General features: G+C 61.5%; 26 protein-coding genes. 11 read left to right on the top strand and 15 right to left on the bottom strand.

Translation table 11 applies throughout. The features are described 5' to 3' along the window. Positions 1 to 6: 6 nt before the first annotated feature. Complete coding sequence (locus tag QM647_RS13595; RefSeq protein WP_414996074.1) at positions 7 to 465, bottom strand: DUF350 domain-containing protein; 459 nt, start codon at positions 463 to 465, stop codon at positions 7 to 9. Between the two features lie 163 nt (positions 466 to 628). Next, entirely contained in the window at positions 629 to 1,852 is a 1,224-nt protein-coding gene (gene rlmN, locus QM647_RS13590; protein WP_414996073.1) for a 23S rRNA (adenine(2503)-C(2))-methyltransferase RlmN, read from the bottom strand. A gap of 131 nt (positions 1,853 to 1,983) precedes the next feature. On the opposite strand from rlmN, the gene QM647_RS13585 reads away from it, so the two are divergent. Both QM647_RS13585 and QM647_RS13580 read left to right on the top strand, forming a co-directional pair. Then, complete coding sequence (locus QM647_RS13585; RefSeq protein WP_414996072.1) at positions 1,984 to 2,454, top strand: hypothetical protein; 471 nt, start codon at positions 1,984 to 1,986, stop codon at positions 2,452 to 2,454. A 172-nt stretch (positions 2,455 to 2,626) separates the two neighbouring features. After that, positions 2,627 to 4,291: a methyl-accepting chemotaxis protein gene (locus tag QM647_RS13580; protein WP_414996071.1), complete on the top strand. Its 1,665-nt coding sequence runs from the start codon at positions 2,627 to 2,629 to the stop codon at positions 4,289 to 4,291. A gap of 7 nt (positions 4,292 to 4,298) precedes the next feature. On the opposite strand, the gene QM647_RS13575 is transcribed toward QM647_RS13580, so the two are convergent. Both QM647_RS13575 and QM647_RS13570 read right to left on the bottom strand, forming a co-directional pair. After that, positions 4,299 to 4,952 carry a YitT family protein gene (locus tag QM647_RS13575; RefSeq protein ID WP_414996070.1) on the bottom strand — a complete coding sequence of 218 codons (654 nt, stop codon included), beginning with the start codon at positions 4,950 to 4,952 and terminating at the stop codon, positions 4,299 to 4,301. 91 nt (positions 4,953 to 5,043) lie between these two features. Then, the gene (locus QM647_RS13570; RefSeq protein ID WP_414996069.1) at positions 5,044 to 5,778 is read right to left on the bottom strand and encodes a HesA/MoeB/ThiF family protein; all 735 of its coding nucleotides are present in this window, start codon (positions 5,776 to 5,778) and stop codon (positions 5,044 to 5,046) included. Between the two features lie 61 nt (positions 5,779 to 5,839). On the opposite strand from QM647_RS13570, the gene hslV reads away from it, so the two are divergent. The 3 genes from hslV to hslU are packed head-to-tail and all read left to right on the top strand — an operon-like array spanning position 5,840 to position 8,155. Continuing rightward, complete coding sequence (hslV, locus tag QM647_RS13565) at positions 5,840 to 6,391, top strand: ATP-dependent protease subunit HslV (RefSeq protein WP_414996068.1); 552 nt, start codon at positions 5,840 to 5,842, stop codon at positions 6,389 to 6,391. Continuing rightward, complete coding sequence (locus QM647_RS13560) at positions 6,388 to 6,858, top strand: GNAT family N-acetyltransferase (RefSeq protein ID WP_414996067.1); 471 nt, start codon at positions 6,388 to 6,390, stop codon at positions 6,856 to 6,858. Before hslV ends, QM647_RS13560 begins: the two co-directional genes overlap by 4 nt. Before the next feature lies 1 nt (position 6,859). Continuing rightward, positions 6,860 to 8,155, top strand: coding sequence for an ATP-dependent protease ATPase subunit HslU (gene hslU, locus QM647_RS13555; protein WP_414996066.1), 1,296 nt, complete (start codon positions 6,860 to 6,862; stop codon positions 8,153 to 8,155). On the opposite strand, the gene QM647_RS13550 is transcribed toward hslU, so the two are convergent. Genes QM647_RS13550 through QM647_RS13540 form a run of 3 tightly spaced genes read right to left on the bottom strand, consistent with a single transcriptional unit; the run spans position 8,152 to position 9,307 of the window. Beyond that, on the bottom strand, positions 8,152 to 8,445 hold the full coding sequence (locus QM647_RS13550; protein WP_414996065.1) for a DUF3144 domain-containing protein: 294 nt from the start codon (positions 8,443 to 8,445) through the stop codon (positions 8,152 to 8,154). The two genes, hslU and QM647_RS13550, sit on opposite strands and share 4 nt — an antisense overlap. 43 nt (positions 8,446 to 8,488) lie before the next feature. Then, complete coding sequence (locus QM647_RS13545; protein ID WP_414996064.1) at positions 8,489 to 8,794, bottom strand: DUF3144 domain-containing protein; 306 nt, start codon at positions 8,792 to 8,794, stop codon at positions 8,489 to 8,491. 48 nt (positions 8,795 to 8,842) lie between these two features. Beyond that, entirely contained in the window at positions 8,843 to 9,307 is a 465-nt protein-coding gene (locus tag QM647_RS13540; RefSeq protein WP_414996063.1) for a low molecular weight protein-tyrosine-phosphatase, read from the bottom strand. Between the two features lie 58 nt (positions 9,308 to 9,365). Between QM647_RS13540 and nth the strand changes: the two genes are divergently transcribed. Further along, positions 9,366 to 10,055 carry an endonuclease III gene (gene nth / locus QM647_RS13535; RefSeq protein WP_414996062.1) on the top strand — a complete coding sequence of 230 codons (690 nt, stop codon included), beginning with the start codon at positions 9,366 to 9,368 and terminating at the stop codon, positions 10,053 to 10,055. Here nth and QM647_RS13530 read toward each other — a convergent pair. The 3 genes from QM647_RS13530 to QM647_RS13520 all read right to left on the bottom strand — a co-directional run bounded on the left by QM647_RS13530 (position 10,052) and on the right by QM647_RS13520 (position 12,549). Next, the gene (locus QM647_RS13530) at positions 10,052 to 11,035 is read right to left on the bottom strand and encodes an acyl-CoA desaturase (protein WP_414996061.1); all 984 of its coding nucleotides are present in this window, start codon (positions 11,033 to 11,035) and stop codon (positions 10,052 to 10,054) included. The genes nth and QM647_RS13530 overlap by 4 nt on opposite strands. A 79-nt stretch (positions 11,036 to 11,114) precedes the next feature. Further along, the gene (locus QM647_RS13525; RefSeq protein WP_414996060.1) at positions 11,115 to 11,627 is read right to left on the bottom strand and encodes a GNAT family N-acetyltransferase; all 513 of its coding nucleotides are present in this window, start codon (positions 11,625 to 11,627) and stop codon (positions 11,115 to 11,117) included. Further along, positions 11,617 to 12,549, bottom strand: a complete 933-nt coding sequence (locus tag QM647_RS13520; protein WP_414996059.1) for an ATP-grasp domain-containing protein — start codon at positions 12,547 to 12,549, stop codon at positions 11,617 to 11,619. The genes QM647_RS13525 and QM647_RS13520 overlap by 11 nt, the downstream gene beginning before the upstream one ends. A 59-nt stretch (positions 12,550 to 12,608) precedes the next feature. On the opposite strand from QM647_RS13520, the gene QM647_RS13515 reads away from it, so the two are divergent. Next, positions 12,609 to 13,604 (top strand): adenosine kinase, encoded by a 996-nt coding sequence (locus tag QM647_RS13515; protein ID WP_414996058.1) that lies wholly within the window; start codon positions 12,609 to 12,611, stop codon positions 13,602 to 13,604. Between the two features lie 50 nt (positions 13,605 to 13,654). Next, the gene (locus tag QM647_RS13510; protein WP_414996057.1) at positions 13,655 to 14,521 is read left to right on the top strand and encodes a hypothetical protein; all 867 of its coding nucleotides are present in this window, start codon (positions 13,655 to 13,657) and stop codon (positions 14,519 to 14,521) included. Here the strand turns inward: QM647_RS13510 and QM647_RS13505 are convergent. From QM647_RS13505 to QM647_RS13495, 3 genes are all read right to left on the bottom strand, one after another. Further along, complete coding sequence (locus tag QM647_RS13505) at positions 14,518 to 15,060, bottom strand: Smr/MutS family protein (RefSeq protein ID WP_414996056.1); 543 nt, start codon at positions 15,058 to 15,060, stop codon at positions 14,518 to 14,520. The two genes, QM647_RS13510 and QM647_RS13505, sit on opposite strands and share 4 nt — an antisense overlap. A gap of 148 nt (positions 15,061 to 15,208) precedes the next feature. Beyond that, positions 15,209 to 17,947, bottom strand: coding sequence for a PAS domain-containing protein (locus tag QM647_RS13500; protein WP_414996055.1), 2,739 nt, complete (start codon positions 17,945 to 17,947; stop codon positions 15,209 to 15,211). A 214-nt stretch (positions 17,948 to 18,161) separates the two neighbouring features. Continuing rightward, the gene (locus QM647_RS13495) at positions 18,162 to 19,238 is read right to left on the bottom strand and encodes a calcium:proton antiporter (protein ID WP_414996054.1); all 1,077 of its coding nucleotides are present in this window, start codon (positions 19,236 to 19,238) and stop codon (positions 18,162 to 18,164) included. A gap of 276 nt (positions 19,239 to 19,514) precedes the next feature. Between QM647_RS13495 and QM647_RS13490 the strand changes: the two genes are divergently transcribed. Next, the gene (locus tag QM647_RS13490; RefSeq protein ID WP_414996053.1) at positions 19,515 to 19,820 is read left to right on the top strand and encodes a hypothetical protein; all 306 of its coding nucleotides are present in this window, start codon (positions 19,515 to 19,517) and stop codon (positions 19,818 to 19,820) included. On the opposite strand, the gene QM647_RS13485 is transcribed toward QM647_RS13490, so the two are convergent. Further along, the gene (locus QM647_RS13485) at positions 19,782 to 19,964 is read right to left on the bottom strand and encodes a hypothetical protein (RefSeq protein ID WP_414996052.1); all 183 of its coding nucleotides are present in this window, start codon (positions 19,962 to 19,964) and stop codon (positions 19,782 to 19,784) included. The genes QM647_RS13490 and QM647_RS13485 overlap by 39 nt on opposite strands. Before the next feature lie 93 nt (positions 19,965 to 20,057). Here QM647_RS13485 and QM647_RS13480 point away from each other — a divergent pair, with 93 nt between their 5' ends. Both QM647_RS13480 and QM647_RS13475 read left to right on the top strand, forming a co-directional pair. Then, a complete protein-coding gene (locus tag QM647_RS13480; RefSeq protein ID WP_414996051.1) occupies positions 20,058 to 20,564 on the top strand; it encodes a hypothetical protein in 507 nt (168 codons plus the stop codon). A 278-nt stretch (positions 20,565 to 20,842) separates the two neighbouring features. Continuing rightward, the gene (locus tag QM647_RS13475; RefSeq protein WP_414996050.1) at positions 20,843 to 21,322 is read left to right on the top strand and encodes an Lrp/AsnC family transcriptional regulator; all 480 of its coding nucleotides are present in this window, start codon (positions 20,843 to 20,845) and stop codon (positions 21,320 to 21,322) included. Between the two features lie 36 nt (positions 21,323 to 21,358). Here QM647_RS13475 and QM647_RS13470 read toward each other — a convergent pair whose 3' ends face one another. Continuing rightward, complete coding sequence (locus tag QM647_RS13470) at positions 21,359 to 21,817, bottom strand: glycine zipper 2TM domain-containing protein (protein ID WP_414996049.1); 459 nt, start codon at positions 21,815 to 21,817, stop codon at positions 21,359 to 21,361. Positions 21,818 to 21,871 lie beyond the last annotated feature (54 nt).

Raw genomic sequence — 21,871 nt, 5'->3', positions numbered from 1 at the left:
GGCCCCTTAAGCGGAGACGCCGGCGGCGAGGACGAGGGCGGCGGCCAGCTTGGCGGCCACCAGCAGCACGGCGGCGGAGACCTCGCCCTCGTTGATGCGGTTGGGCAGGCCGGCCAGCAGGAAATCGATCATGCGGAAGACGAACAGCTGCAGCAGGATGGTGGCGCCGCCCCACAGCACGATATCGCGCACCGAGGTGGAGGCCGCCAGCGAGGCCGCCAGCGGAATGGCCAGGCCGATGATGACGCCGCCATAGGCGACCGCCGCGGCGGAATTGCCTTCGCGGATCTGGTGGATTTCCTTGTAGGGGGTCAGCAGCGAATAGATGGTGGCGCCGATCAACAGCATAGCCAGGGTGACGCCGGCATGGAGCAGGGTAATGGGGAAGCCCGACGCAAAGGCCTGAATTTCCGGCCGCAGGACATCCGGCGACAGGAAGTTGAGGTTAAAACTATCAGGCGTCATTCTGGTCCCCTAACACGCTGGTCCTAAATCATATCCGGGCGCGTCCGCCGCATCCCAACGGCCGGCCGCACTCTATGAACAACTTCCCTGCAAGATCAAGGCCTGCTTATGGGCTGTGGATAAATTTTATATGACGGACCGAATATCCATATAGCGCAAAGGCTTAATCGACCATGCCACTCGCCAGATGGGCGAACGGCAGGCTCTCGCCGGCGGGCAGGCTGTCCTGATTTGAGGCAGCTTCCGCACGTTGTTCGCGGCGGACGACCGAGGCGCGCTTCTTTTCGGATTCCGACTTGAGCTGACCGCAGGCCGCCAGGATATCGCGGCCGCGCGGGGTGCGGATGGGCGAGGCATAGCCGGCCTTGTTGAGAATGGCGGCGAAGGTTTCGATAGCGCCCCAGCCGGAGCAGGTATAATCGGTGCCGGGCCAGGGGTTGAACGGAATAAGGTTGATCTTGGCCGGTATGCCCTTCAGCAGGCGCACCAGGGCGCGCGCCTCGTCGGGTGAGTCATTGACGCCCTTCAGCATGACATACTCAAAAGTGACGCGGCGGGCATTGCTGAGGCCGGGATAGGCGCGGATGGCGGCCATCAGCTGTTCGATATTGTACTTCTTGTTGAGCGGCACCAGCACATCGCGCAGCGGATCGTTGGTGGCGTGCAGCGAAATGGCCAGCATGGCCTGGGTGCGGTTGCCCAGCGCTTCCAGTTCCGGCACCACGCCCGAGGTCGAGACCGTGATGCGGCGGCGGGAGATGGCGATGCCTTCGCCGTCGGAAATGATGTCGATGGCGGCGGCGACGTTGTCGAGATTATAGAGCGGCTCGCCCATGCCCATGAAGACGATATTGGAGAGCTGACGGTCTTCCTTGGGCGAGGGCCATTCGCCGAGATCGTCGCGCGCCACCTGGACCTGGGCCACGATCTCGGCCGTGGTCAGGTTGCGCACCAGCTTTTGTGTGCCGGTATGGCAGAAGGAGCAGTTGAGCGTGCAGCCGACCTGCGAGGAGACGCACAGGGCGCCGGCGCGGCCGACCGAGGGAATGAAGACGCTCTCGACCTCGATGCCGGGCGCCATGCGGATCAGGTACTTGCGCGTGCCGTCATTGCTGATCTGGCGCTCGACGATTTCCGGACGGGCGAGGCTGAATTTCTCCTTCAGCAGGGCGCGCTGATCCTTGGCGATATCGGTCATCAGGTCGAAATCGGTGAAGCCGTAATGATGCACCCAGCGCCAGATCTGCTGCATACGCATCTTCGCCTTGCGCGCCTCGACCACGCCCGACTCGACCAGGGCCTGCATCAGCTCGTTGCGCGTCAGGCCGGTGATATTCACCAGAGTGGCGGCGGTGGGTTTCGCGGACAGGTCGAGCGTATGGGCCAAGATATGCGGCTTTCAATAAAGACATATTTGCGGGATTGGCGCACCCTATACAGTAAAGCCTGCGAAATGTCTAATTGCGCGGTTACACAGCGCGGCGTAAGTTGCCACTCACACATAATCCTGAGGATCGCATGGCCTTTTCTTTCCGGACGCTTGGCGTCACGCTTGTCACAATTCTCGGCATGTCCCTGGCTTCGCAGGCCCTGGCCAGTCCGGAAACCGACGCCCTGTCGGCCTGCCTGGTGCGTTCCTCCACGCCGCAGGATAAGCTTGTGCTGACGCGCTGGGCCTTCGCCGCCATATCGAAGCACGAAGGGATTTCCGATCTGGCCACGCTGTCGGATGCGCAGATGACCTCGGTCGACAAGGCCGGTGGGGCGCTGTTTTCGCGTCTGCTGATCGAGAACTGCCCGGCTGAAACAACGGCGGCCATCCGTGTCGATGGTGTCAAGGCGATCGAGACGGCCCTGAGCGATCTCGGTCAGTCGGCCATGCAGGACCTGGCCGGCGATCCCGGCGTGCAGGAAGCCCTGGTCGGTATGGTCGGCTATATGGACCAGGCGCGTCTGCTCAAGATGCTGAGCGACGCGGCGAAGAAGTAGAGGCTGGCGACTAATTCCCTTATAAATAAAGGGACTTTGGCCGTTTCCCAGGTCTGGCTTAAGGCATTTTTAAGTATAAATCTGATACGCATATGTGAAAATTGCGTGTTGAGGTTGTGCCTTGGAAAAAATCTTCAGTCGTTTCAGCATGGTCCGCCTTATCGGATGTCTCATGGTGACCTTCGTTGCGGTCACGGTGTGTGCACTGCTGGGAGTAGTGGTGGTGCAAATGCGTGCGGATACGGCTGAGACCGCGCTGAAATACCAGAACTCGGCCCTGCGCGTTGCCGCGGCGACCTTGCACCATAGTTTTGCAGATGCCCAGGTTGACTGGTCGGATGACGGCAATGTCGGCAAGGTGGTCATGGACAAGGTGCCCGCCTTTACCGACAATGACATGATCGATGAGGTGGCGCGGGTGTCCGGCCAGCAGGCCACCGTCTTTGCCTATGACGCCGCGCAGGATGATTTCGTTCGCGTCACGACCTCGATCACCAAGCCGGATGGCAGCCGCGCGGTCGGCACCACGCTTGGCAAGGACAGCAAGGCCTATAATCTGATCAAGGCAGGCAAGCCCTATCTGGGCAAGGCCGATATTCTGGGCGTTGCCTACTATACGATCTATCAGCCGATCTTCACCGCCAATGGAGAGGTCAGCGGCATCCTGTTCTGCGGTGTCCGCACCGCCACCATCCAGGCCGCCGCCAATGGTCTGATGCTGAAGGTTGTCGTGACTTCGGTGGCCCTGATGATCGGCCTGTCCATCGTCGCCGCTTTGTTGTCGCGCACTCTGATGAAGCCGCTGGCCGCGCTTGAAAAAACGGTCGGCGATATTGCCGGCGGCAACTATGAGACCGTCATTCCTTCCGTACAGGCGCAAAACGAAATCGGCAGCATGGCGCGGGCGCTGGAAATTTTCCGCCGGCAGGGCCAGGAGCGCCTGCATCTGTCCGAGCACAAGGACCAGGAAGACCGCCGCCGTGAGCAGCGCCAGGCGCAGATCGAAGCGCTGATCGGCGCCTTCCGCACCGATATGCAGATCGCGCTCGAAGGGGTCGGTCAGACCATGGGCGATATCCTGAGCACGGCCGATGATTTGTCGCGCGCCAGCGCCGAGACGGCCGAAAGTGCGACCAGCGCCGGCACCGCGGCTTTCGATGCCTCCGGCAATGTCCAGACCGTGGCCTCGGCGGCCGAGGAGCTGACGGCCTCGATCGGTGAGATCACCGATCAGGTGGTGCGCGCCAACGCCGTGGTCGGCAATGCGACACAGATGACGCTCGACACCAATGCCAAGGTCGAAAGCCTGGCGGGCGCGGCGGCGAAAATCGGTGAGGTGGTCACCCTGATCCAGGCCATCGCTTCCCAGACCAATCTGCTGGCGCTCAACGCCACCATCGAAGCTGCTCGCGCCGGCGAGTCCGGCAAGGGCTTTGCCGTGGTGGCCTCCGAGGTGAAAAATCTCGCCACCCAGACGGCCAGGGCGACGGCGGAAATCTCGGCGCAGATATCGGCCATTCAGGCCTCGACGCGCGACACGGTGGAGGCGATCGCCAATATCGCCCGCACCATGGAAGAGGTGTCGCATTTCACCACCGCCATTGCCGGCGCGGTGGAGCAACAGGGCGCGGCGACGCAGGAAATCACTCACAATGTGGTGCGGGCCTCGGAAGGGACGCGTATCGTCAGCGGCAATGTGACCTCGGTGCGCGATGAGGCGGCCCAGACGGCGGAATCGGCCGGCAAGGTGGCCCATGCGTCCCGCACGGTGGCCGAAAAGAGCGAAAGTCTGAAACAGACGGTCGCACGCTTCCTGTCGGATGTGGCGGCGGCGTAAGGGCGCCTTATCGTCCGATGTAGCGCTCCGGCTTGTGGAAGCCGACCATGACCCCGCTCATGGCGGCGGCGGAGATCACCGAAAAGACCAGCTGGTGCGGATTGAGGATCAGGATCGACGCCGCCATGATCAGGGCGTCGCAAGCCAGTTGGGTCTTGCCGGCATTGATATTGCGCCGTTTTTGCAGATAAAGCGCCAGCACGCCGGTGCCGCCGGCGCCGGCGCCATGCCGCGCCAGGGCCAGGATGCCCATGCCGATGATGGTGCCGCCAAAGAGCGCGGCGAACAGCGGGTTCAGGCTTTCCAGCTTGAAGGCGAAATGCGCGTAACTGGTCATGCCCATGATGACCAGATTGACGATCACCGTCTTGATCATGAAGCGCTTGCCCATGGCCGGCCAGGCGAACAGGAAGAACGGGATATTGATCAGGATGAACAGCAGGCCGACCGGCAGGGGCGCGATATAGGAGACCAGCAAGGCGATCCCGGCCACACCGCCGGTGGTCAGGCCGGCGGTGCGCAGCATGACGATGCCGAGCGCGATGAACGAACAACCGATGGCGAAGGCATAGATATCCTCCAGCACCGTGTGTTTCACCGTGGGGTAGAGGGCGTCCTTGCCGTCCTTGTCGAGCGGTGGGCTGGCGGTGGTGGTCGTCATCAGGCGGCGTTCCCGATTAAAGCGGTTGGCCTGTGCGTTTCATCCCGAATGTTATAATTTGGTTTCTTATGACACAATTTGTGCGCCGCCGCTAGACGCCACACACCGGGCAGGCCGGATCGGCGGCCAGTCTGACGATCCGAGAGGTCATGTCGAGGCCATCGAAGATCATTAGCTTGCCGCGTAGGGTTTCGCCGGCGCCGGTGATGAGCTTGATGGTTTCCAGCGCAGCAAGGCTGCCCATGACACCGGCCAGTGCCCCGACGACGCCGACACGTTCGCAGGTTTCCGCATCGGGCGGGATATCCGGCACCAGGCACTGATAGCAGGGCGATCCGTCAAAGATCGCCAGCTGCCCGCTGAAGCGGCCCAGCGCCGCCGAGACCAGCGGCTTTTTCAGGTCATGACAGACGCGATTGACCAGCAGGCGGGTCTCGAAATTATCGCAGCCATCGAGCACGATATCGTAGCCGCCCAAAACCTCGGCGGCATTGGTCTCGCTCAGGCGCAGGCGATGGACCCGGCAGTCGCAATGCGGATTGAGATGGCCGAGGTGCGTGGCGGCCGCCTCCGCCTTGGGCGCGCCGATATCGGTGTTGCCGAACAGCACCTGCCGTTGCAGATTGCTCAAGCTCACATCGTCATCGTCGATCAGGCCCAGCGTGCCGACACCCGCCGCCGCCAGATAGAGCGCCGCCGGGGAGCCGATACCGCCCATGCCGATCAGGGCCACCCTCGCGGCCTTTAGGGCCATCTGGCCGTGACCGCCGATTTCCTTCAGCACCAGATGGCGGGCATAGCGGTCGATTTCATCGTCTGAGAGCATACTGTGGCAAATGGCACCACCCCACTTGAATCGCAATGGTAAAAGCGCCAATTAACGGCGCATGACAGACTCAAACTTCCCAAACTGGCACGGCACCACCATCGTGGCCGTACGCAAGAACAACAAGACGGTCATTGCCGGTGACGGTCAGGTCTCCATGGGACCGACCATCGTCAAGGGCGGGGCGCGCAAGGTGCGCACGCTCCAGGGCGGCAAGGTCATCGCCGGGTTCGCCGGCGCCACGGCCGATGCCTTTACCCTGCTGGAACGGCTGGAAGCCAAGCTGGAGCTTTATCCTGATCAGCTGGCCCGCGCCTGTGTCGACCTCGCCAAGGACTGGCGCACGGATCGCTACCTGCGCCGTCTGGAGGCCATGCTGCTGGTGGCCGACAAGCATACCGTGCTGACCATCACCGGTGTCGGTGATGTGCTGGAGCCGGAAGACGGCGTGGCCGCCATCGGTTCGGGTGGCGTTTATGCGCTTTCGGCCGCCCGTGCCTTGCTGGATTATGAGCCCGATGCCGAGGTCATCGCGCGCAAGGCCATGAAGATTGCGTCGAGCATCTGCGTCTATACAAATGACCACCTGACCATCGAGATGCTGGAAGCGTGATCACCTTCCGGCCCCTCACGGATAATGATGCCGGGCTTCTGCTGATCTGGATGTCATCGCCGCATGTCGAGCCCTTCTGGTCGGAAGACGGTTCGACGCCGGAGGATGAGGTCGAGCAGGCGCTGGACCTCATTTGGTCGGACGAGGGCGCGCCCTACATTATCGAGCTGAACAGGCGCCCGATCGGCTATATCCAGTCGTATCTGTGCGGAGCGGATCAGCCGGAGGGGACACAAGGGATCGACCTGTTTATCGGCGATGTCTCGCTGACCGGCGAAGGATTGGGATCGCAGATCCTGCGCCAGTTCGGCGACGATCTGCTGGCGAAGGGCGCGACCCGGCTGGTGATCGATCCGGCCAGTTCGAACGACCGCGCCATATCGGCCTTCCGCAAGGCCGGCTTTGATATTGATGAAACACGGGACGGCATCACCCTGATGTCCCGATCCCCGAAACTGAGTGCTTAAGATGACGACATTTTCTCCTCGCGAAATCGTTTCCGAACTGGACCGCCACATCATCGGCCATAACGACGCCAAGAAGGCCGTCGCTGTGGCGCTGCGCAACCGCTGGCGTCGCAAGGCGACCGACGAGTCGATCCGTGATGAGATCACCCCGAAGAATATCCTGATGATCGGGCCAACGGGCGTCGGCAAGACCGAGATCGCCCGCCGCCTGGCCAAGCTGGCGCAAGCCCCTTTTATCAAGGTGGAAGCCACCAAGTTCACCGAGGTCGGTTACGTCGGTCGCGATGTCGATCAGATCGTGCGCGACCTGGTGGAGGCGGCCATGCTGATGGTCAAGGACAAGAACCGCGCTGGCGTGCGTGCCAAGGCCGAGCACAATGCCGAGGAGCGCCTGATTGACGCGCTGGTGGGCGAAACCGCCGCCGCGGCGACGCGCGACTCTTTCCGCAAGAAGCTGCGCAATAATGAGCTGGACGACAAGGAAATCGAGATTTCCCTGGCCGACAGTGCGCCGGTCGGCATCATGGAGATTCCCGGCCAGCAGAACGGCGCCTTCAATCTGAGCGACATGCTGTCAAAAGCAATGGGCGGCCGCAAGAAGACGGTCAAGACCACGGTGAAGGCCGCTCTGACGCCGCTGATTGCCGAGGAATCCGACAAGCTGCTCGATCAGGAATCGGTGGCCAACGAAGCGCTGAAACTGGCCGAGAACGAAGGCATTGTCTTCCTCGACGAGATCGACAAGGTGGCCTCGCGCTCCGATCGCGGCGGCGCCGATGTCAGCCGGGAAGGCGTGCAGCGCGACCTGCTGCCGCTGATCGAGGGGACTACGGTTTCGACCAAGTATGGCCCGGTCAAGACCGACCATATTCTGTTCATCGCTTCGGGCGCTTTCCATGTGGCCAAGCCGTCGGACCTGCTGCCGGAACTGCAGGGCCGCCTGCCGATCCGCGTGGAACTGAAGGCCCTGACCCAGGAGGATTTCCGCCGAATCCTGAGCGAGCCGGAAGCCAACCTGATCAAGCAGAACCAGGCGCTGATGGCCACCGAAGGCGTCACTTTGGTGTTCGATGACAGCGCCATCGCCGTGATGGCCGAAGCGGCCGCCACGGTCAATGCCAAGGTGGAGAATATCGGCGCGCGGCGTTTGCAGACCGTGATCGAAAAGGTGATGGAGGATATTTCCTTCACCGCCTCCGATATGCACGGCCAGACGGTAACGATCGACGCCGATTACGTCAAAAAGCGCCTGGGCGATATCGCTACAGACGCCGATCTGAGCCGGTATATCCTCTAGCCGTTGCGGTTATCCATATAGGTTTCAAAATTATCCGCGTAATCATCGTAATTTTCGTCGAGCATTTTTTGAAACTGCTCGACGAAGTAAGCGATGTTTTCTTCGCGCCTCATCTGCATGTCTTCCGCAGATTGGCACCATGTGGCCGATAACCAGGCACTGAATCGGGCATTGGCGTACATCATGGACGCGCTGACCTTGCCCCGGCCTACGCCATCAACCTGAGAGTTGGCCAGATGGATATGTGCGTCAGCACGATCGTAAAATGCGCGGTCGATATCATTGGACACTTGCTTCACCGCATCGAAATAGCTGGCGTATTCGTCTGATGGCTTAAGGAAGAATTACGCCCGGCTTTTGCTGAAAATATTGGTCGTAATTGTTTACATACTCGTCGAAATGCTCTTCCAGCATCTGGCGATGCCCCTCGGCAAAGGTATCGATCACATGTTGGCGGCGCGTCTTGAGTTCATCAACACTCACGGTGTTCCTTGCCGCTGCCCAGACCGCAAAGCGGGCGGCAGCATAAGCGCCCGACGCCGCGGTGAAGTGCGGCGGCAGGCCGCTCTTCTGCATTTGCTCGTTGAAAAAGTCGATGACGGCATTGGATCGATTTTTGAATTCGGGGTCGTTAGACATAGGGTCGCACTCAATCAGAAGACATTTGCCGGTACAATGTCCTAAATTTCAGGCGCTTGCCAGCTTTTTCAGCAAGCCCGCTCCGGCCTTTTCACACATCTGGAAAACTGCCTCGAAATCCGCCTCGCTGCCATAATAGGGATCGGGCACATTCTTGGCCATGCCGAGCGCCTTTTCGAGATAGAGCGCCACCTCGGCCTGTGAGCCTTCCGGTTTCATGGCCATCAGGTGACGGACATTGTCCCGGTCCAGCCCGAGGATCAGATCAAAGCGATCGAAATCATCGATGTGGATCTGCCGGGCGCGCTGACCGGAAATATCGATGCCATGGGCCTGGGCCACCGCGATAGACCGTTTATCCGGCAACTCGCCGGTATGCCAGCCGCCACAGCCGGCGGAATCGATGGTGAAGCGGTCGGTCATTCGCGCTGCTTCGACCTGATGGCGGAAAATGCCTTCAGCCAGGGGAGAGCGGCAGATATTGCCAAGACAGACGAACAGGATTGCGGTCATTTCTGGGTTTCCGGAGAATCGGGCATAAGGACTTCACCTCTACTGTTGAAGCGCACCGATGAAAACCACCAAAGCCAAGGCTCCGAAACGCCGCAAGGTCGATCCCGAACTGATTAGGCAATTGTTCGAGCGTTTCGAGCAGGACAAGCCGGACCCGAAGACCGAGCTGAACTACTCGAACGCCTTTACTCTGGTGACAGCCGTGGCGCTGTCGGCGCAGGCAACCGATGTGTCGGTCAACAAGGCGACCGGGCCGCTGTTCGCCATCGCTGATAATCCGGCCGATATGCTCAGCCTGGGCGAAGAGAAATTGATGCGGATGATCAGTTCGATCGGGCTTTATCGCAACAAGGCGAAGAATGTCATGGCCATGTGCCGCATCCTTATCGATCAGTATGGCGGGCAGGTGCCGATGAACCGCGAAGCCCTGGTCAGCCTGCCGGGCGTGGGCAACAAGACGGCCAGCGTGGTGCTCAATGAAATGGATATCGAGCCGGCGATTGCGGTCGATACCCATGTCTATCGCGTGTCGCACCGGCTGGGTCTGGTCGATGCCGCCGCCAACACGCCGGACAAGGTCGAAAAGCAGCTGATGCAGATCATCCCGAAACACTGGCTGACCCGCGCGCACCACTGGCTGATCCTGCATGGCCGCTACACTTGCGTGGCGCGCAAACCCAAGTGCGATATCTGCATCGTGCGGGATTTGTGCCCTAAGATCGGCGTCGATTTTACACCGCTGGTTTAGATGCGGAATCGTCCCAGGCGGCCTATTCGCAATAGGGAGGGACAGAGTCTTACATCGGGTTTGAAGTGCGGTTGCGCACCTTCAGACCAGTGGAGTTGCGGACGATAAGGCAGGTCCCTGGCTAGGCGGATATTCCAAACCAGATCTAGCGCCTCCAGCATCTTGATGAAGCGATAACCGGGATCGCTCTGGCCTTCATAAAGGCCTATGCGTGCCGAACCGGGGAAGGCGTGATGGTTGTTATGCCAGCCCTCGCCCATGGTGATCAGGCCGGTCAGCGGGACATTTCGACCCTGCACGCCAGCGCCCTGAACCTGCCAGTCGTCTTCATGAGACTGATGGGCGAAATAGCCGATCAACCAGTGGCCGGTGATTGTGGTGGCGATCTGTGCGCAGACACCCCAGATCACCCAGGCCCAGCCACCGATGAGGTAGAAGGCAATAGCCCACGGCAGGTGAACGACGATCCAGTGCCGATCAATAAACCGATAAAACGAGTCATGGGCCACGTCCGGTTCGATGGTCAGGTGTGGCGGGCTTTCCAGCTGAATATCGCAGTGCATCTGCCAGAGGGCATCAATGGGCATGGGCTGGCGATGGGCGAAGTAATCGTGGCATTGCGGCTGGCGTTGCGCCCAGTCGCGGAAGTCGTGCGTCTGGATCATGGCGAATGGGCCGCCGAGGCCGGTCAGTACGCCAAAATAGACGAGTGTGCGTTCCAGCCACGGGGGACAGTCAAAGCTCTTGTGGATCAGGCGCCGGTGCATGCCCACGCTGTGACCAAGCAAAAGCACAGCGACGGTTTTAACCGTGAACAGGAGCACTGTATCCCAGCGGAGGTAATGGAACAGGCCGTAAAGCGTGGCCATATACATGCTGATCAGGAACAGCGATTTGACGGGCGCGTAGACGACCCTGCCGGCCACGGCATCGGCCTCAATGATTGGATCAATCCGGCTGATGTTTTCAAATGCCTGCACCACATCTCTCCAGATTTCAATTAGCTAATTATCTAAATAACTAAGCATGAAAAAGCGAGATCGTCAATAGTGACAAAATTCAGGGACGCAACCGTTCGAGCAGGTGGATGTTATCGTCGTGGTAGACGACGTTGCCGACAATGGTGAAGCCCAGTTTTTCAGCCAGTTTCAGCGAGGGCGTATTGGTCGGGCTGATAATGCACTGGAGCCGTGTGAGCTTCAGGCCTTCATCGGCATAGGCGAGGATCGCCCGCAAGGCCTCGGCGGCCAGGCCCTGGCCCTGCCAAGCCGGGCTTAGTCCCCAGCCGACTTCCATCGCGCTAATCGGCGGGGTGATATCGCGTTTGTAGTCGAATATGCCGACCGTGCCGATATGCTCGCCGGTTGTCTTTGGCCGCACGGACCAGTTGCCGTGACCGAAGACCTGCCAGTGGCCCAGGTCGCGCAGCAGACGCAGCCACACGGTTTCCGGGTTCATCGGTTTGCCGCTGATGAACTGCACATAGTCCGGATCGCTCCAGAGGGCGCATTGGTCCTCGTAATCATCCGCCGTGATCGGCTTCAGGATCAGGCGCTCGGTTTCAATGAACATGGTCATCACCGGCGCAGCCACAGACCAGCATTGCCGCCTCGACCGCGTCCTTGAAACGCATCGCGGCTTCCGGATCGTAGGTCAGGTAGAGATCGGGTTCGATCAGTTCCAGTTCCATCAGGCAGAAGCCGCCATCGGGCGCGCGCACCATATCGACGCGGGCATAGAGCAGGCGGTCGCGGCCAATGAAATCGATGGCCGATTGCGCCAGGGCCAGGGCGTCCGGCGGCGGTGTCAATACGCGCAGATGGGCGTCGTAATCGGGCTGTGAGCGGAAATCGCCGGACTTCGGTGTCTTCAGCACGGCATGGGAAAACTGGCCGACGAAATAGAGCAGGGACCATTCGCCTTCCGACTGGATCGACGGCATGAAGGGCTGGATCATCGCGGGGCCGACCGGCGGCGTCGCCTTGCGATCCTCGACATCGGCCGCGCCTTCAATAGCATCGGCCAGATGGTCGCCTTCCCAGATCAGGGTGTTCTTGGCGCCGGCGGAAATAGCGGGCTTCAGCACCAGGGCTTTCTGGCCGAAATCGGCGCGGGCGCGGGCCACGTCCGCGTCCGTCACCCCTTCGGTGAACAGGGTCGGTATGATGCGTACACCCGCCTCGGCGAGGTCGCGCAGGTAGCGCTTGTCGACATTCCAGCTGACGATTTCCGGGGGATTGAAGACGCGGCGTTCGGCCGCCCCCATCGCCGTCATGGCGCCGATAAAGCTGTTGGGCGCATTGTGATAGCCCCAGGCGACGAGGGGCAGGATCAGGTCGTAATCCTCCGCGATCGGTTCGGACCACGGCTGGTCGAAGATCTCGGCATCAATGCCGGCCAGGGCTTCGCGATAAGCGTCCAGCACATAGGGCCAGCGGCCATGATGTGACGGATGGTCCGGATTGGGGGTAAGGATCAGAATGCGCTTGCTCATGGACTCTTTATTGATCATTAGGTTACAGCATAGCAACCGGATTCTGAGGCCCTGACGAGATGACCGCCGAATATGACATCACCGCCGTAGGCCATGCCATTGTCGATGTGCTCGCCCCTTCGGACGATGCTTTCCTGACGAAGCATGACCTGCACAAGGGGGCGATGACCCTGATCGACAGCCACCGTGCGCTCAGCCTGTCGGAAGCCATGGCCGACACCGAAATGGCCTCAGGCGGTTCGGCCGGTAATACCATTTCCGGCGCGGCGAATTTTGGCGCCAAATGCGCCTATGTCGGCAAGGTGGCGCATGACGCCATGGGCGAATTCTTTGCGCGCGACCTGCGCAAGATGGGCGTTGAGTTCCGTACCCAGGTGCTGCATGATGACCCGACCCCGACAGGCCGCTGCCTGATCAATGTGACGCCCGATGGCCAGCGCACCATGGCGACCTTTCTGGGCGCCGCCGCCCTGATCAGCCCGCAGGATCTCGACGAGGAGATCATCCGCGCCTCGCAGATCACCTATCTGGAGGGGTATCTGTTCGATTCCCCTTCGGGCCGCGAGACCTTCGCCAAGGCCTCGCAGGTGGCGCGCGCCTCCGGCCGCAAGACGGCCATCACCCTGTCGGACGGCTTCGTCGTTAATCGCTGGCGCGAGGATCTGCTGGCCTTTATCGACCGCCATATCGATATCGTCTTCGCCAATGAGGGCGAGCTGCTGGCCCTCTTCCAGACCGATGATTTCTTCAAGGCGCTGCGTTTCCTGCGCGCCAAGACCGATCTGGCTTTCATCACGCGCTCGGAACAGGGTTCGGTGGTGGCCAAGCTGGACGATACCCACACCATCAAGGCAGCGCCGTGCGACAAGGTGGTGGACACGACCGGCGCGGGCGATAGTTACGCGGCGGGTGTGCTGTTTGGCCTGACGCAAGGGCTGCACGTCACGGCCTGCGCCGAACTGGGCTCTCTGGCGGCGGCGGAAGTGATCGGCCATTACGGCCCGCGCGCTCAGGTCTCGCTCAAGGGCCTGGCCACGGAGAAGGGGCTGATCTGACTTCCGCAGGCTGAAAGGCTGTGTTAGCCTCTCCACACAAGGGGGAGGGGATGATGTGGAAACTTATCGGCAAAGGGGCCGCAGCCCTGTTCTGCTTGGCTATTCTGGCGGCGGGTGTCTGGCCACTGGTCTCTCCGCCGGACTATTACGATATCAATGGTGAGGAGGATGCGGCGGTCATGAAACTGACACCGCCCGATCTCTATCGCCGGGCAGAGGCTTACGCTGACCTCATGCAAAGAAAAGATATCGAGAGCCTCAAGCCACTGACGGCGCCTGAGATTCTCGATAACGCCTTCTATCGGGCGATACCGACCATCGCGCAGTATGGTTCCATCGAGACGCCTCAGGCCACGCGCGTTCTTGGCTTCCACACCAATACGACCTGGATATCGGGAAGTGGTGGCAAATGGACCGACAGCAATATCGTTATTGCGCACTACTACCCTGACAAGGTCATCTTCACGATCACCAATTTCCGCCAGCAAGGCGAAGATATCAAGGTCACAAGCTTCAACCTGCGCCGCTTGAGTAACGCCGATATCGCGGCGGTGAAATTCAGCCTGTGGGGCAAATCGCCTTTGCACTACGCCGTCCTGGCCCTGGCAGTGCTCATCCTCGCCTTCAGCCTGGTGACACTCTATGCCAGCCTGACGCGACCGCGCGTGAAATGGCGCTGGGCCTGGGTTCCGTTCGTCGCGCTGGGTATCGGATACCTGACCTTCGACTGGGGCACCGGCGCTTTCGGCATAAGGTTGCTGAATTTCCATGCGCCCCAGGCCTTCATGGCCATGGAACTTTTTCAGTATCCGATGATCTTAATGTGCCTGCCGATCGGCGCCCTGCTGTTCTGGTTCAAGGCCGAACAGAAACCTTTGCCGAAAGCGGAGGCGCAGCCGGCGGCGTTCGAAGGCTAGGGCTGCCGCCGCTTGAGCGCCACATAGAGTGCGCCGGTGCCGCCATGGCGGGCATGGGCTTGTGAGATACCCGCGACGATATGGCCCAGTGCCGGATCGGCCAGCCATTCCGGCGCATGGCGTTTCAAGATGCCGTTTTCCGCCAGGCCCTTGCCGGTGATCACCAGCACGGCGCGATAATCATTGGCATAGGCCTGCTGCACGAAGGCCTTCAGGCGCGCTTCGGCGGCGAAAGCGTTCAGACCGTGCAGGTCGAGCCGCGCCTCGATCGGATCGCGTTCGCGCGTGATGCGGCGCTTGCGTTTCGGCTCGATCGGATCGGGGGCATGGTCGGCGGCGCGAGTGATCTTGAAACCGCTGACGGGCTTTAACGACTGACCGATCTTAAAGGGCGTCAGAGGCGCGGGCACGGGTTTGGCGGCGGTCATTTCGCCGGGCATGTCGGCGATCCGGACGGTCTCCGTCTGCGGTTCGGCTTCCGGTTTCTTCACCGGCTTGTGCGGGCGCACGGTTGCCGTCACCAGCGCCCACAGCCGCAAATCCTCTGCCTTTAAACCGAACCGTGCCATATGCCTGCGCGTGAAAAAGTAAGATACCCCACCACCATTGCGCAGCAAACGAAGTTCGGCGAAGCCAATGGTGGTGGGGTATCTTACTTTACAAAAGCGGCCAGAGGCTATCGGGAATTCAAAATTCTTCCGACTGGAAGGCCTGCAACTGGCGGGTCAGGCGTTCGCCGCGCTTACCGGCGGTCAGGGCCGCTTCCGACAGACGGCGGATATTTTCCGGGCTGCTGCTCTGGCGGGCAATGGCTTCGAGTGCGCCATTGATGACATTGAGCATCTGGGCGAAATCCTGCGCCACGCCGCTGGTCAGGCGGCCGACCGTTTCAAAGCGCTGGGCATTATCGAGTGCCGCATTGAGGGTATCAAGCTGAAGCTGCATGTCGGCCTGCCGGGCGCGTGCCTCTTCCAAAGCCTTTTGTACGTCGGACGATGTGGCGGGCTGTTCCGGCGCCGCATTGCGTGTCGTCTCCAGTCTGGCCTGGGCATCGTGATAGGCGGCCTGCCACTTGGTGGCTTCGAACTGCGCGGCCTTCACCTTGCCTTCCCATTCGGAAGTATCGGGTTCCGGCGCCGGCGTATTGACCAGCGCGGTGTGGGTGGCCTGAAGGTCGGCATAGCGGGCGGAAGCCTGGTCGAGCGCGTTCTTCAGGCCGGTGATGCGTGCTTCATGCAGGCGATAATCGGGCTCTGGCGCCGGCGTGTTCGACAGGACATGATAGCGCTGGGCCAGGTCGTCATGACGATGCTGCGCGGCGGTCAGCCGGTCTTCCAGTTCGGCAATGCGGCCTTCATGGGCGCTGAAATCGGGTTCAGGCGGCGGGGTTTCGGCCAGGGCGCGGTAGTTCTGCTCGGCCTCGGACTTTTGCGTATGGGCGTTTTGCAGGTCGGCTTCCAGGGCACGGATGCGGCCCTCATAGGCGCTGTAATCCGGCTCAACCACCGGGGCATTGCGCAGGGCGTCGAGTTCGGTTTCCAGCGCCGCCTGCACGGCGCGGGCCATGGCCAGTTCGGCGGTCATTCCGGCGACGCGGCTGTCTTCCGCCGGACGGGCGGCCACCTGCGCCGACAGGGCCTCGACCTGCTGCTTGAGGTCGCCGTGATGCGCCTCGGCATCGGCCAGGGCCTGATGGGCAGTTGCGAGCTCGGCTTTCAGCGCGTCATTTTCCGCCACCACCAGCGGATCGGGTTCATGGACGATGACCGGATCCGGCAGGGCCGTGGTGGCGGGCGTCTGCCATTCATAGGGCGAAGGCTCAGCGGCTTCCGCAGGCGTGGTGATCCCGGCCCCTATGCCTGTCCCAATGCCGGCAAGCGCTTCCTCGCGGGCGACGGCGGCGGCTTCGGTGATGGCGCTTTCGCGTTCCAGCGCCGCCTCGATACGCGCCGATTCCAGCTCGGCCTCGAAGGCAGTACGGGCCTCGGCGAGCGCGGCCTCGCGTGCCTCTTCACGCGCCTTCGCCACGGCGTCTTCCAGTTCGATTTCGGTGATGCCGGTGACTTGGGGTGCGGTTTCGGCCATGGCCGCTGCGGGCGATTCTGGTTGTGCGCTCTTCCAGGCGGTGCAATCGAAGGCGACGCCGTAGATATGGCGCTGTCCGCCGGCGGTCTTCGCCTGGCCTTCCAGCGCGATCCAGCGTTCGGTACCGTCCTTGCGCGTGACCTGGATATCGAGCGCCAGGTGGTCGGTTTCGCCGCTCAGCAGCTCGCTGAAGGCGGCGTCGGCCACGGCCTGGTCGGTATCGGAAATCAGGGTCGGGCCACCGGGATAGTCGCGGCCGATCAGGGCCATCATGCCCGCATCCTCGACAATGGTATCGGCGTCAGCATCGTATTGCCAGGTGCCGACGCCAAGCGCGGCGCGGGCCTGCTCGGCCAGGCGGTGATCCGCCAGTTCAAGCGCCTGGTCGGAGGTATCCGGCAGGGCCGGCGCCGCCTGTGGCAGCAGGCCGGAGGGCAGGGCGGTGACGGTCAGGCCATGGCCGCCGCCTTCATGGGTATGGACGGCCCAGGCGGTGACGATGCAGGCCTGGTTTTCGCCATCGGCCGCTTTCAGGGTCATGCGGACCGAGGCTTCGTGGTTCGGAGCGGCCGTATCCTGAACGGCACCGAGATAATCGATGGCGATCTGGAAATCAGCGTCGGCGACGAAGACCTGCGTCCAGTTTTTGTTCAGCACCTGCTCGCGCCTGAGATCGAAGGCGTCGAGCGCGGCCGTGTTGATGTCGATGATCTGGCCGGCGGCATCCAGTCCCCAGAAGGGCACGGTCGAGGAGGCAAACCAGTTGCCACGCCACAGACCATTCAGGTCGTCGATACCTTCGCCGGACGCGGTTTCCAGTTCCACCATGGCGGCGGTCGAGCCGATGACCTCGCCGGCGCCGTTCATGATCGGCATGGAGGTGACGCTGACCAGCACCTTTTCGCGGCTGCCGTGATTCACCAACAGGTGCTGGAAGCCCTTGACCGTCTGGCCGCGCAGGGTCCGCGCGATCGGCAGCAGGTCGGCAGGGATCATGCGGCCGTCCGGATAGGCGATGCCCCAGGTGGCGGAATGGAAGCGCAGGCCGAGCAGTTCGGAATCCTTGCGGCCCAGAAGCTGGTGCGCGGCGCGGTTGGCAAAAGTGAACTTGCCGGTGGCGTCGGTCTCGACCAGGGCCACGGGCACGGCGTTCAGCACATTGAACATGCGGCGTTCGAGCGTATCGATCTTGCGCTCGGCCTTGAACAGAAGATCCTGGAACTGGCGGACCTGGAATGACTTCAGCGAGGCGATGACGCCGCCGACAATCGACAGGGCAAGCAGGATGAAGGCGGCAACGCCAAGCAGCAAAATCAGATCATGCTCACTTTGCAACAACATACCTGAACCCTATCGATCCCCATCTGGCCCCATCTGGCCATAGCCGGAAAAACGCGTCATTTTGTGACAGAGTCCGCCCGGTAGCCGGATGAGAGCAAAAACCGTACCTCAACCGGATGCAAGTGAAATCATCTTGAATTGCAGGGATTTACCATCTTCATGCCCTTGCCGGGAGAATGCGGCGGCAGCGCATAAGCCAGATGGGCGAACGGACCTACAGCCCCATTACCGCCAGCATGATGAAGGTGGCGAAAAGCACGAAGTGCGTCGCGCCTTCTATGGCATTGGTTTCGCCGTCATGCAGGTTGATGGCGGCCACCACCAGGGTCAGCACGGTCATGACGGTCTGGGGCGCGCTGAGGGCCATCTGCACCGGATGGCCGGTAATGAGCGCCATGATCTCGATCACCGGCACAGTCAGGATGACGGTGGAAAGCGAGGCGCCGAGCGCGATATTGACCACGGGCTGCATGCGGTTGGCCAGGGCGGCGCGCAGGGCGGTCAGGATCTCGGGGCTGGCGGAGATGGCGGCCACCAGGATAGCGGCGATGATCGGCGGCACGCCGGTGCCGGTCAGGCCGCGGTCCATGGTCTTGGCCATGACCTCGGCCAGGACGCCGATCAGAACCACGCCGATGATGAGGCAGGTAACCGAACCGGCCACGCTGCCGTGGTGTTTGTGGTCGCTGTCGCCGGTCTCGGCATAGGTATAGCTGAAGAAATAGCTGTGCTGGCTGGTTTGCAGGCGCAGGAAGACGCCATAGAGCAGCAGCATGCTGCAGATGGTGAAGACCGAAAACACCTGCCAGTGATGCTGCGGGATGAACTCCGGCACCACCATGGAAACGCCCATGCCGGTCAGGATCATGACGATATAGGTGTTGCCGGAATCGACATTATAGGGCTGCTCGCCATGGCGCAGGCCGCCCAGGATCGCCGCCAGACCCAGTATGCCGTTCATGTCCAGCATGACGGCGGAATAGATGGTGTCGCGCGCCAGTGTCGGGGAGGTGGTGTGGCTCAGCATCATGACCAGGATGATGACCTCCACCAGCACCGCCGACAGGGTCAGGATCATGGTGCCGTAGGGTTCGCCGACCTTTTCGGCCAGCACCTCGGCATGGTGCGCCACACGCAGCGACACCATGATGATGACGGCGATCAGCGCCAGGCCGGCGATCAGGGAGACGGCTTGGCCGCCCTCAAGCAGTACATGTTCGCCCAGGAAGGCGGCCACGGCGATCAGGGCGCCAAGCAGGAGGAATTTTTCGGATTTCAGGATGCCGGTCATATGCTCCTAGACTACGGCGGGCAGGGGTAAGTCAAGACCATGTGTCCACGGTTAAATATAGTGAAGACGCTGTTCACCCTCTTCCGGGGTTTACATTCCGCACTGCACTGGTAGGCTTCGCGCCATAGTAACAGGCAGCCCCGGACCAGTGGCCCTGCTTGCGCGTTTTTACTTCCTCACTGTTGAAATCAAACGTCACCCGAACCGGGACGTGGCCCCAGATAGGCGCTTTATCTGGTGCGCGTCCGGCGTTCTGTGATTTACAGGAACATGCCCATGGACCTCGACCGCGAAATCGACCGGCTGATGAAACGTATAGAACAAAAGGTCGCCGAGCCGGAAATCATCTTCGCGGCCATCAAGCAGCTGGCGGGCACCTATTTCGCCAACCGCGCGCCGGAAGGACTCGGCGCCTTTAACCACTTCATGGACATGTCGCTGCACCGGCGGCTGTCCGGTGCGGGCCTGGCGGTCCTGACCAACGACATCAAGCGGCGCATGGCCCTGCTGCAGGATCAGGCCTGCGAGGCGGCCGCGACCGCTTCAAACCGCCGGGCGGATGCCAAGGTGCACTGGCTTTAGAGAGCCGGATGAAAGGGCCTGTCGGGCGCTGTCCATCAGCTCCCTGACGAAGCCGCGGCTTATTCCGTCGCTGCGCATGACCATCTGAACCAGCGGATCGGCCAGCAGGTCATCGAGCGTCGGTTCGGTGAATGTACGGACCATCGACCTTTCCTCTCTTGTCCTATCTTGGTGCTTGCCCCGACTCCCTTATAGTGTTAATGAGAATTATTCGCAACATAATTCTCAGGTTCGATCATGCCGCAGCCGAACACAGACGACTATACGACCCCGGATCAGGCAAGCCGCGATATCCGCAATCTCAGCTATGCCGAACATTTCATTGTCTGGGTGATGCGCACGGCCGTGGCCTGCGCGCCGGAATGCCGCATGATCCACCGTGAATTCAGCCACGCCTTCGGCCCGCATGTCGATGCGGGCGCCAAGGCCTTTGAGCGCGTGCTGCTCGTGCTTTCCAGGGGCACGCGGCCGATTACCCTGGCGCGGCCGGGGCATATCTATCTGACGCATGACGAGTTGAGCCTGGTGGCGCTGTTTTCAGCCGCCCAGACCGGTGACGAGGCGCGCTGCCTGGCGCATGCCCGCTGGATGATGGGGCAGGCGGCGCCGGAGCCTCTGGGCGCGGCGGCGGCGGAATTGTCAGGACTTCTGGCCCGCAACAGCCGCACTTTCCGCCGGGTGCCGGAGGTTATTCCGCCGGAAAGCTGTTCGGGTGTGCCGGTGACTTTGCACGCCGTGAGCTAACGACGGGATGCGGCAAGGGGGCTGTCTTCCAGGGGGCATCGTAATGGACGCGCACGGCGGCCTCGGAGGTTGCCATAAGCCCTTGCCAGAAGTGGCTGAAAACGCCGGTGCGGGAAATATCTTGAGTCATAGGGGCTTCCATACAAAGCGCGGGGATACAGGGGGCGGTCCACCGGGGGGCTGTGGACTGCGCCAGCCACAAAATAAGCGATCCAGGTCGATGATTGGTGGCGAAATTTGTAGTGATTGCGCCTGTTTTAGGCGCTATAAGTTATTTCATGCGAAAAACAGTCGAACTTGATGATTTTGACCGCCGCCTGATCGAACAGGTGCGGCATAACAATATCGAACCGGCCCGAACGCTTGCGGACAAGGTCGGCCTGTCGCCGTCCGCCGTGCTGCGGCGATTGCGGCGGCTGCGCAAGGAGAAGGTGATCATTGCCGATATTGCCGTGATCGATCCGCAACTGACCGGCACGGCCCTGACCATCCATGTGGTCGTCAAGATGCAGCATTCCGGCATGCAGCTCACCGATACGTTCTCGAAGCGGATCGTGCGCCATCGCGAGGTGACGGGCGCCTGGAACGTGACCGGCGACTATGACTTCCTGCTCAAGGTGCAGGTCGGCACGATGGAGGAATATGACGCCTTCACCCATCGCGCGCTCAGCGAGGAGCAGGGCGTGCTGAACTTCCAGACCAGCATTACCATCCGCACCATTGCCGACGATGTCTTCAATCGCCGGCCACTGGTGTGAAATAACAAAAAAGGCGATCCGCAGATCGCCTTTTCCTTACCATCCGGCCGGGCCGTAATCGCGTTCATAATAGCCGTGCGGCGGGGGAGGCGGCGGGGCCGGTTCATAGACGCGTTCATAAACGACCGGCGGCGGGGGCGGGCCATCGTAGTAACGCTCATAACGCGGGGCCGGACGGCGCGGCGGCGGGGGAGGCGCATCGTCATAGGCGTAACGGTCGGAATAGCAGCGGGTGTTGTCGCTGCCGATCGAGGCGCCGAGGGCCGCGCCGAGAAGCGCGCCGGCGACTGTGCCTGTGCCCTTCTGGCGATGACCTGAGGTGGCGCCACCCAGCGCGCCGCCGGCGACGGCGCCGACCAAGGCGCCGCTGGTGCGGTTATCGTTGCGGCGTTGTTCGCAGCTTTGCGCCGCGGCGGTGCCGGGGAGGGTCGCCACGCCGAGGCTGGCCACCGCGATGGCGGGCAGAACCCACCGGGCTAAAGCAATCGTCTTCATACTCTGTACCTTCCATTGACGGCCTGAGGGGCTATGTGCCGTGTTGAGGACCGT

It is taken from the genome of Asticcacaulis sp. (assembly GCF_047605585.1).
Classification (GTDB): Bacteria; Pseudomonadota; Alphaproteobacteria; order Caulobacterales; family Caulobacteraceae; genus Asticcacaulis.
This window is presented reverse-complemented; position numbering and strand designations above follow the sequence as displayed.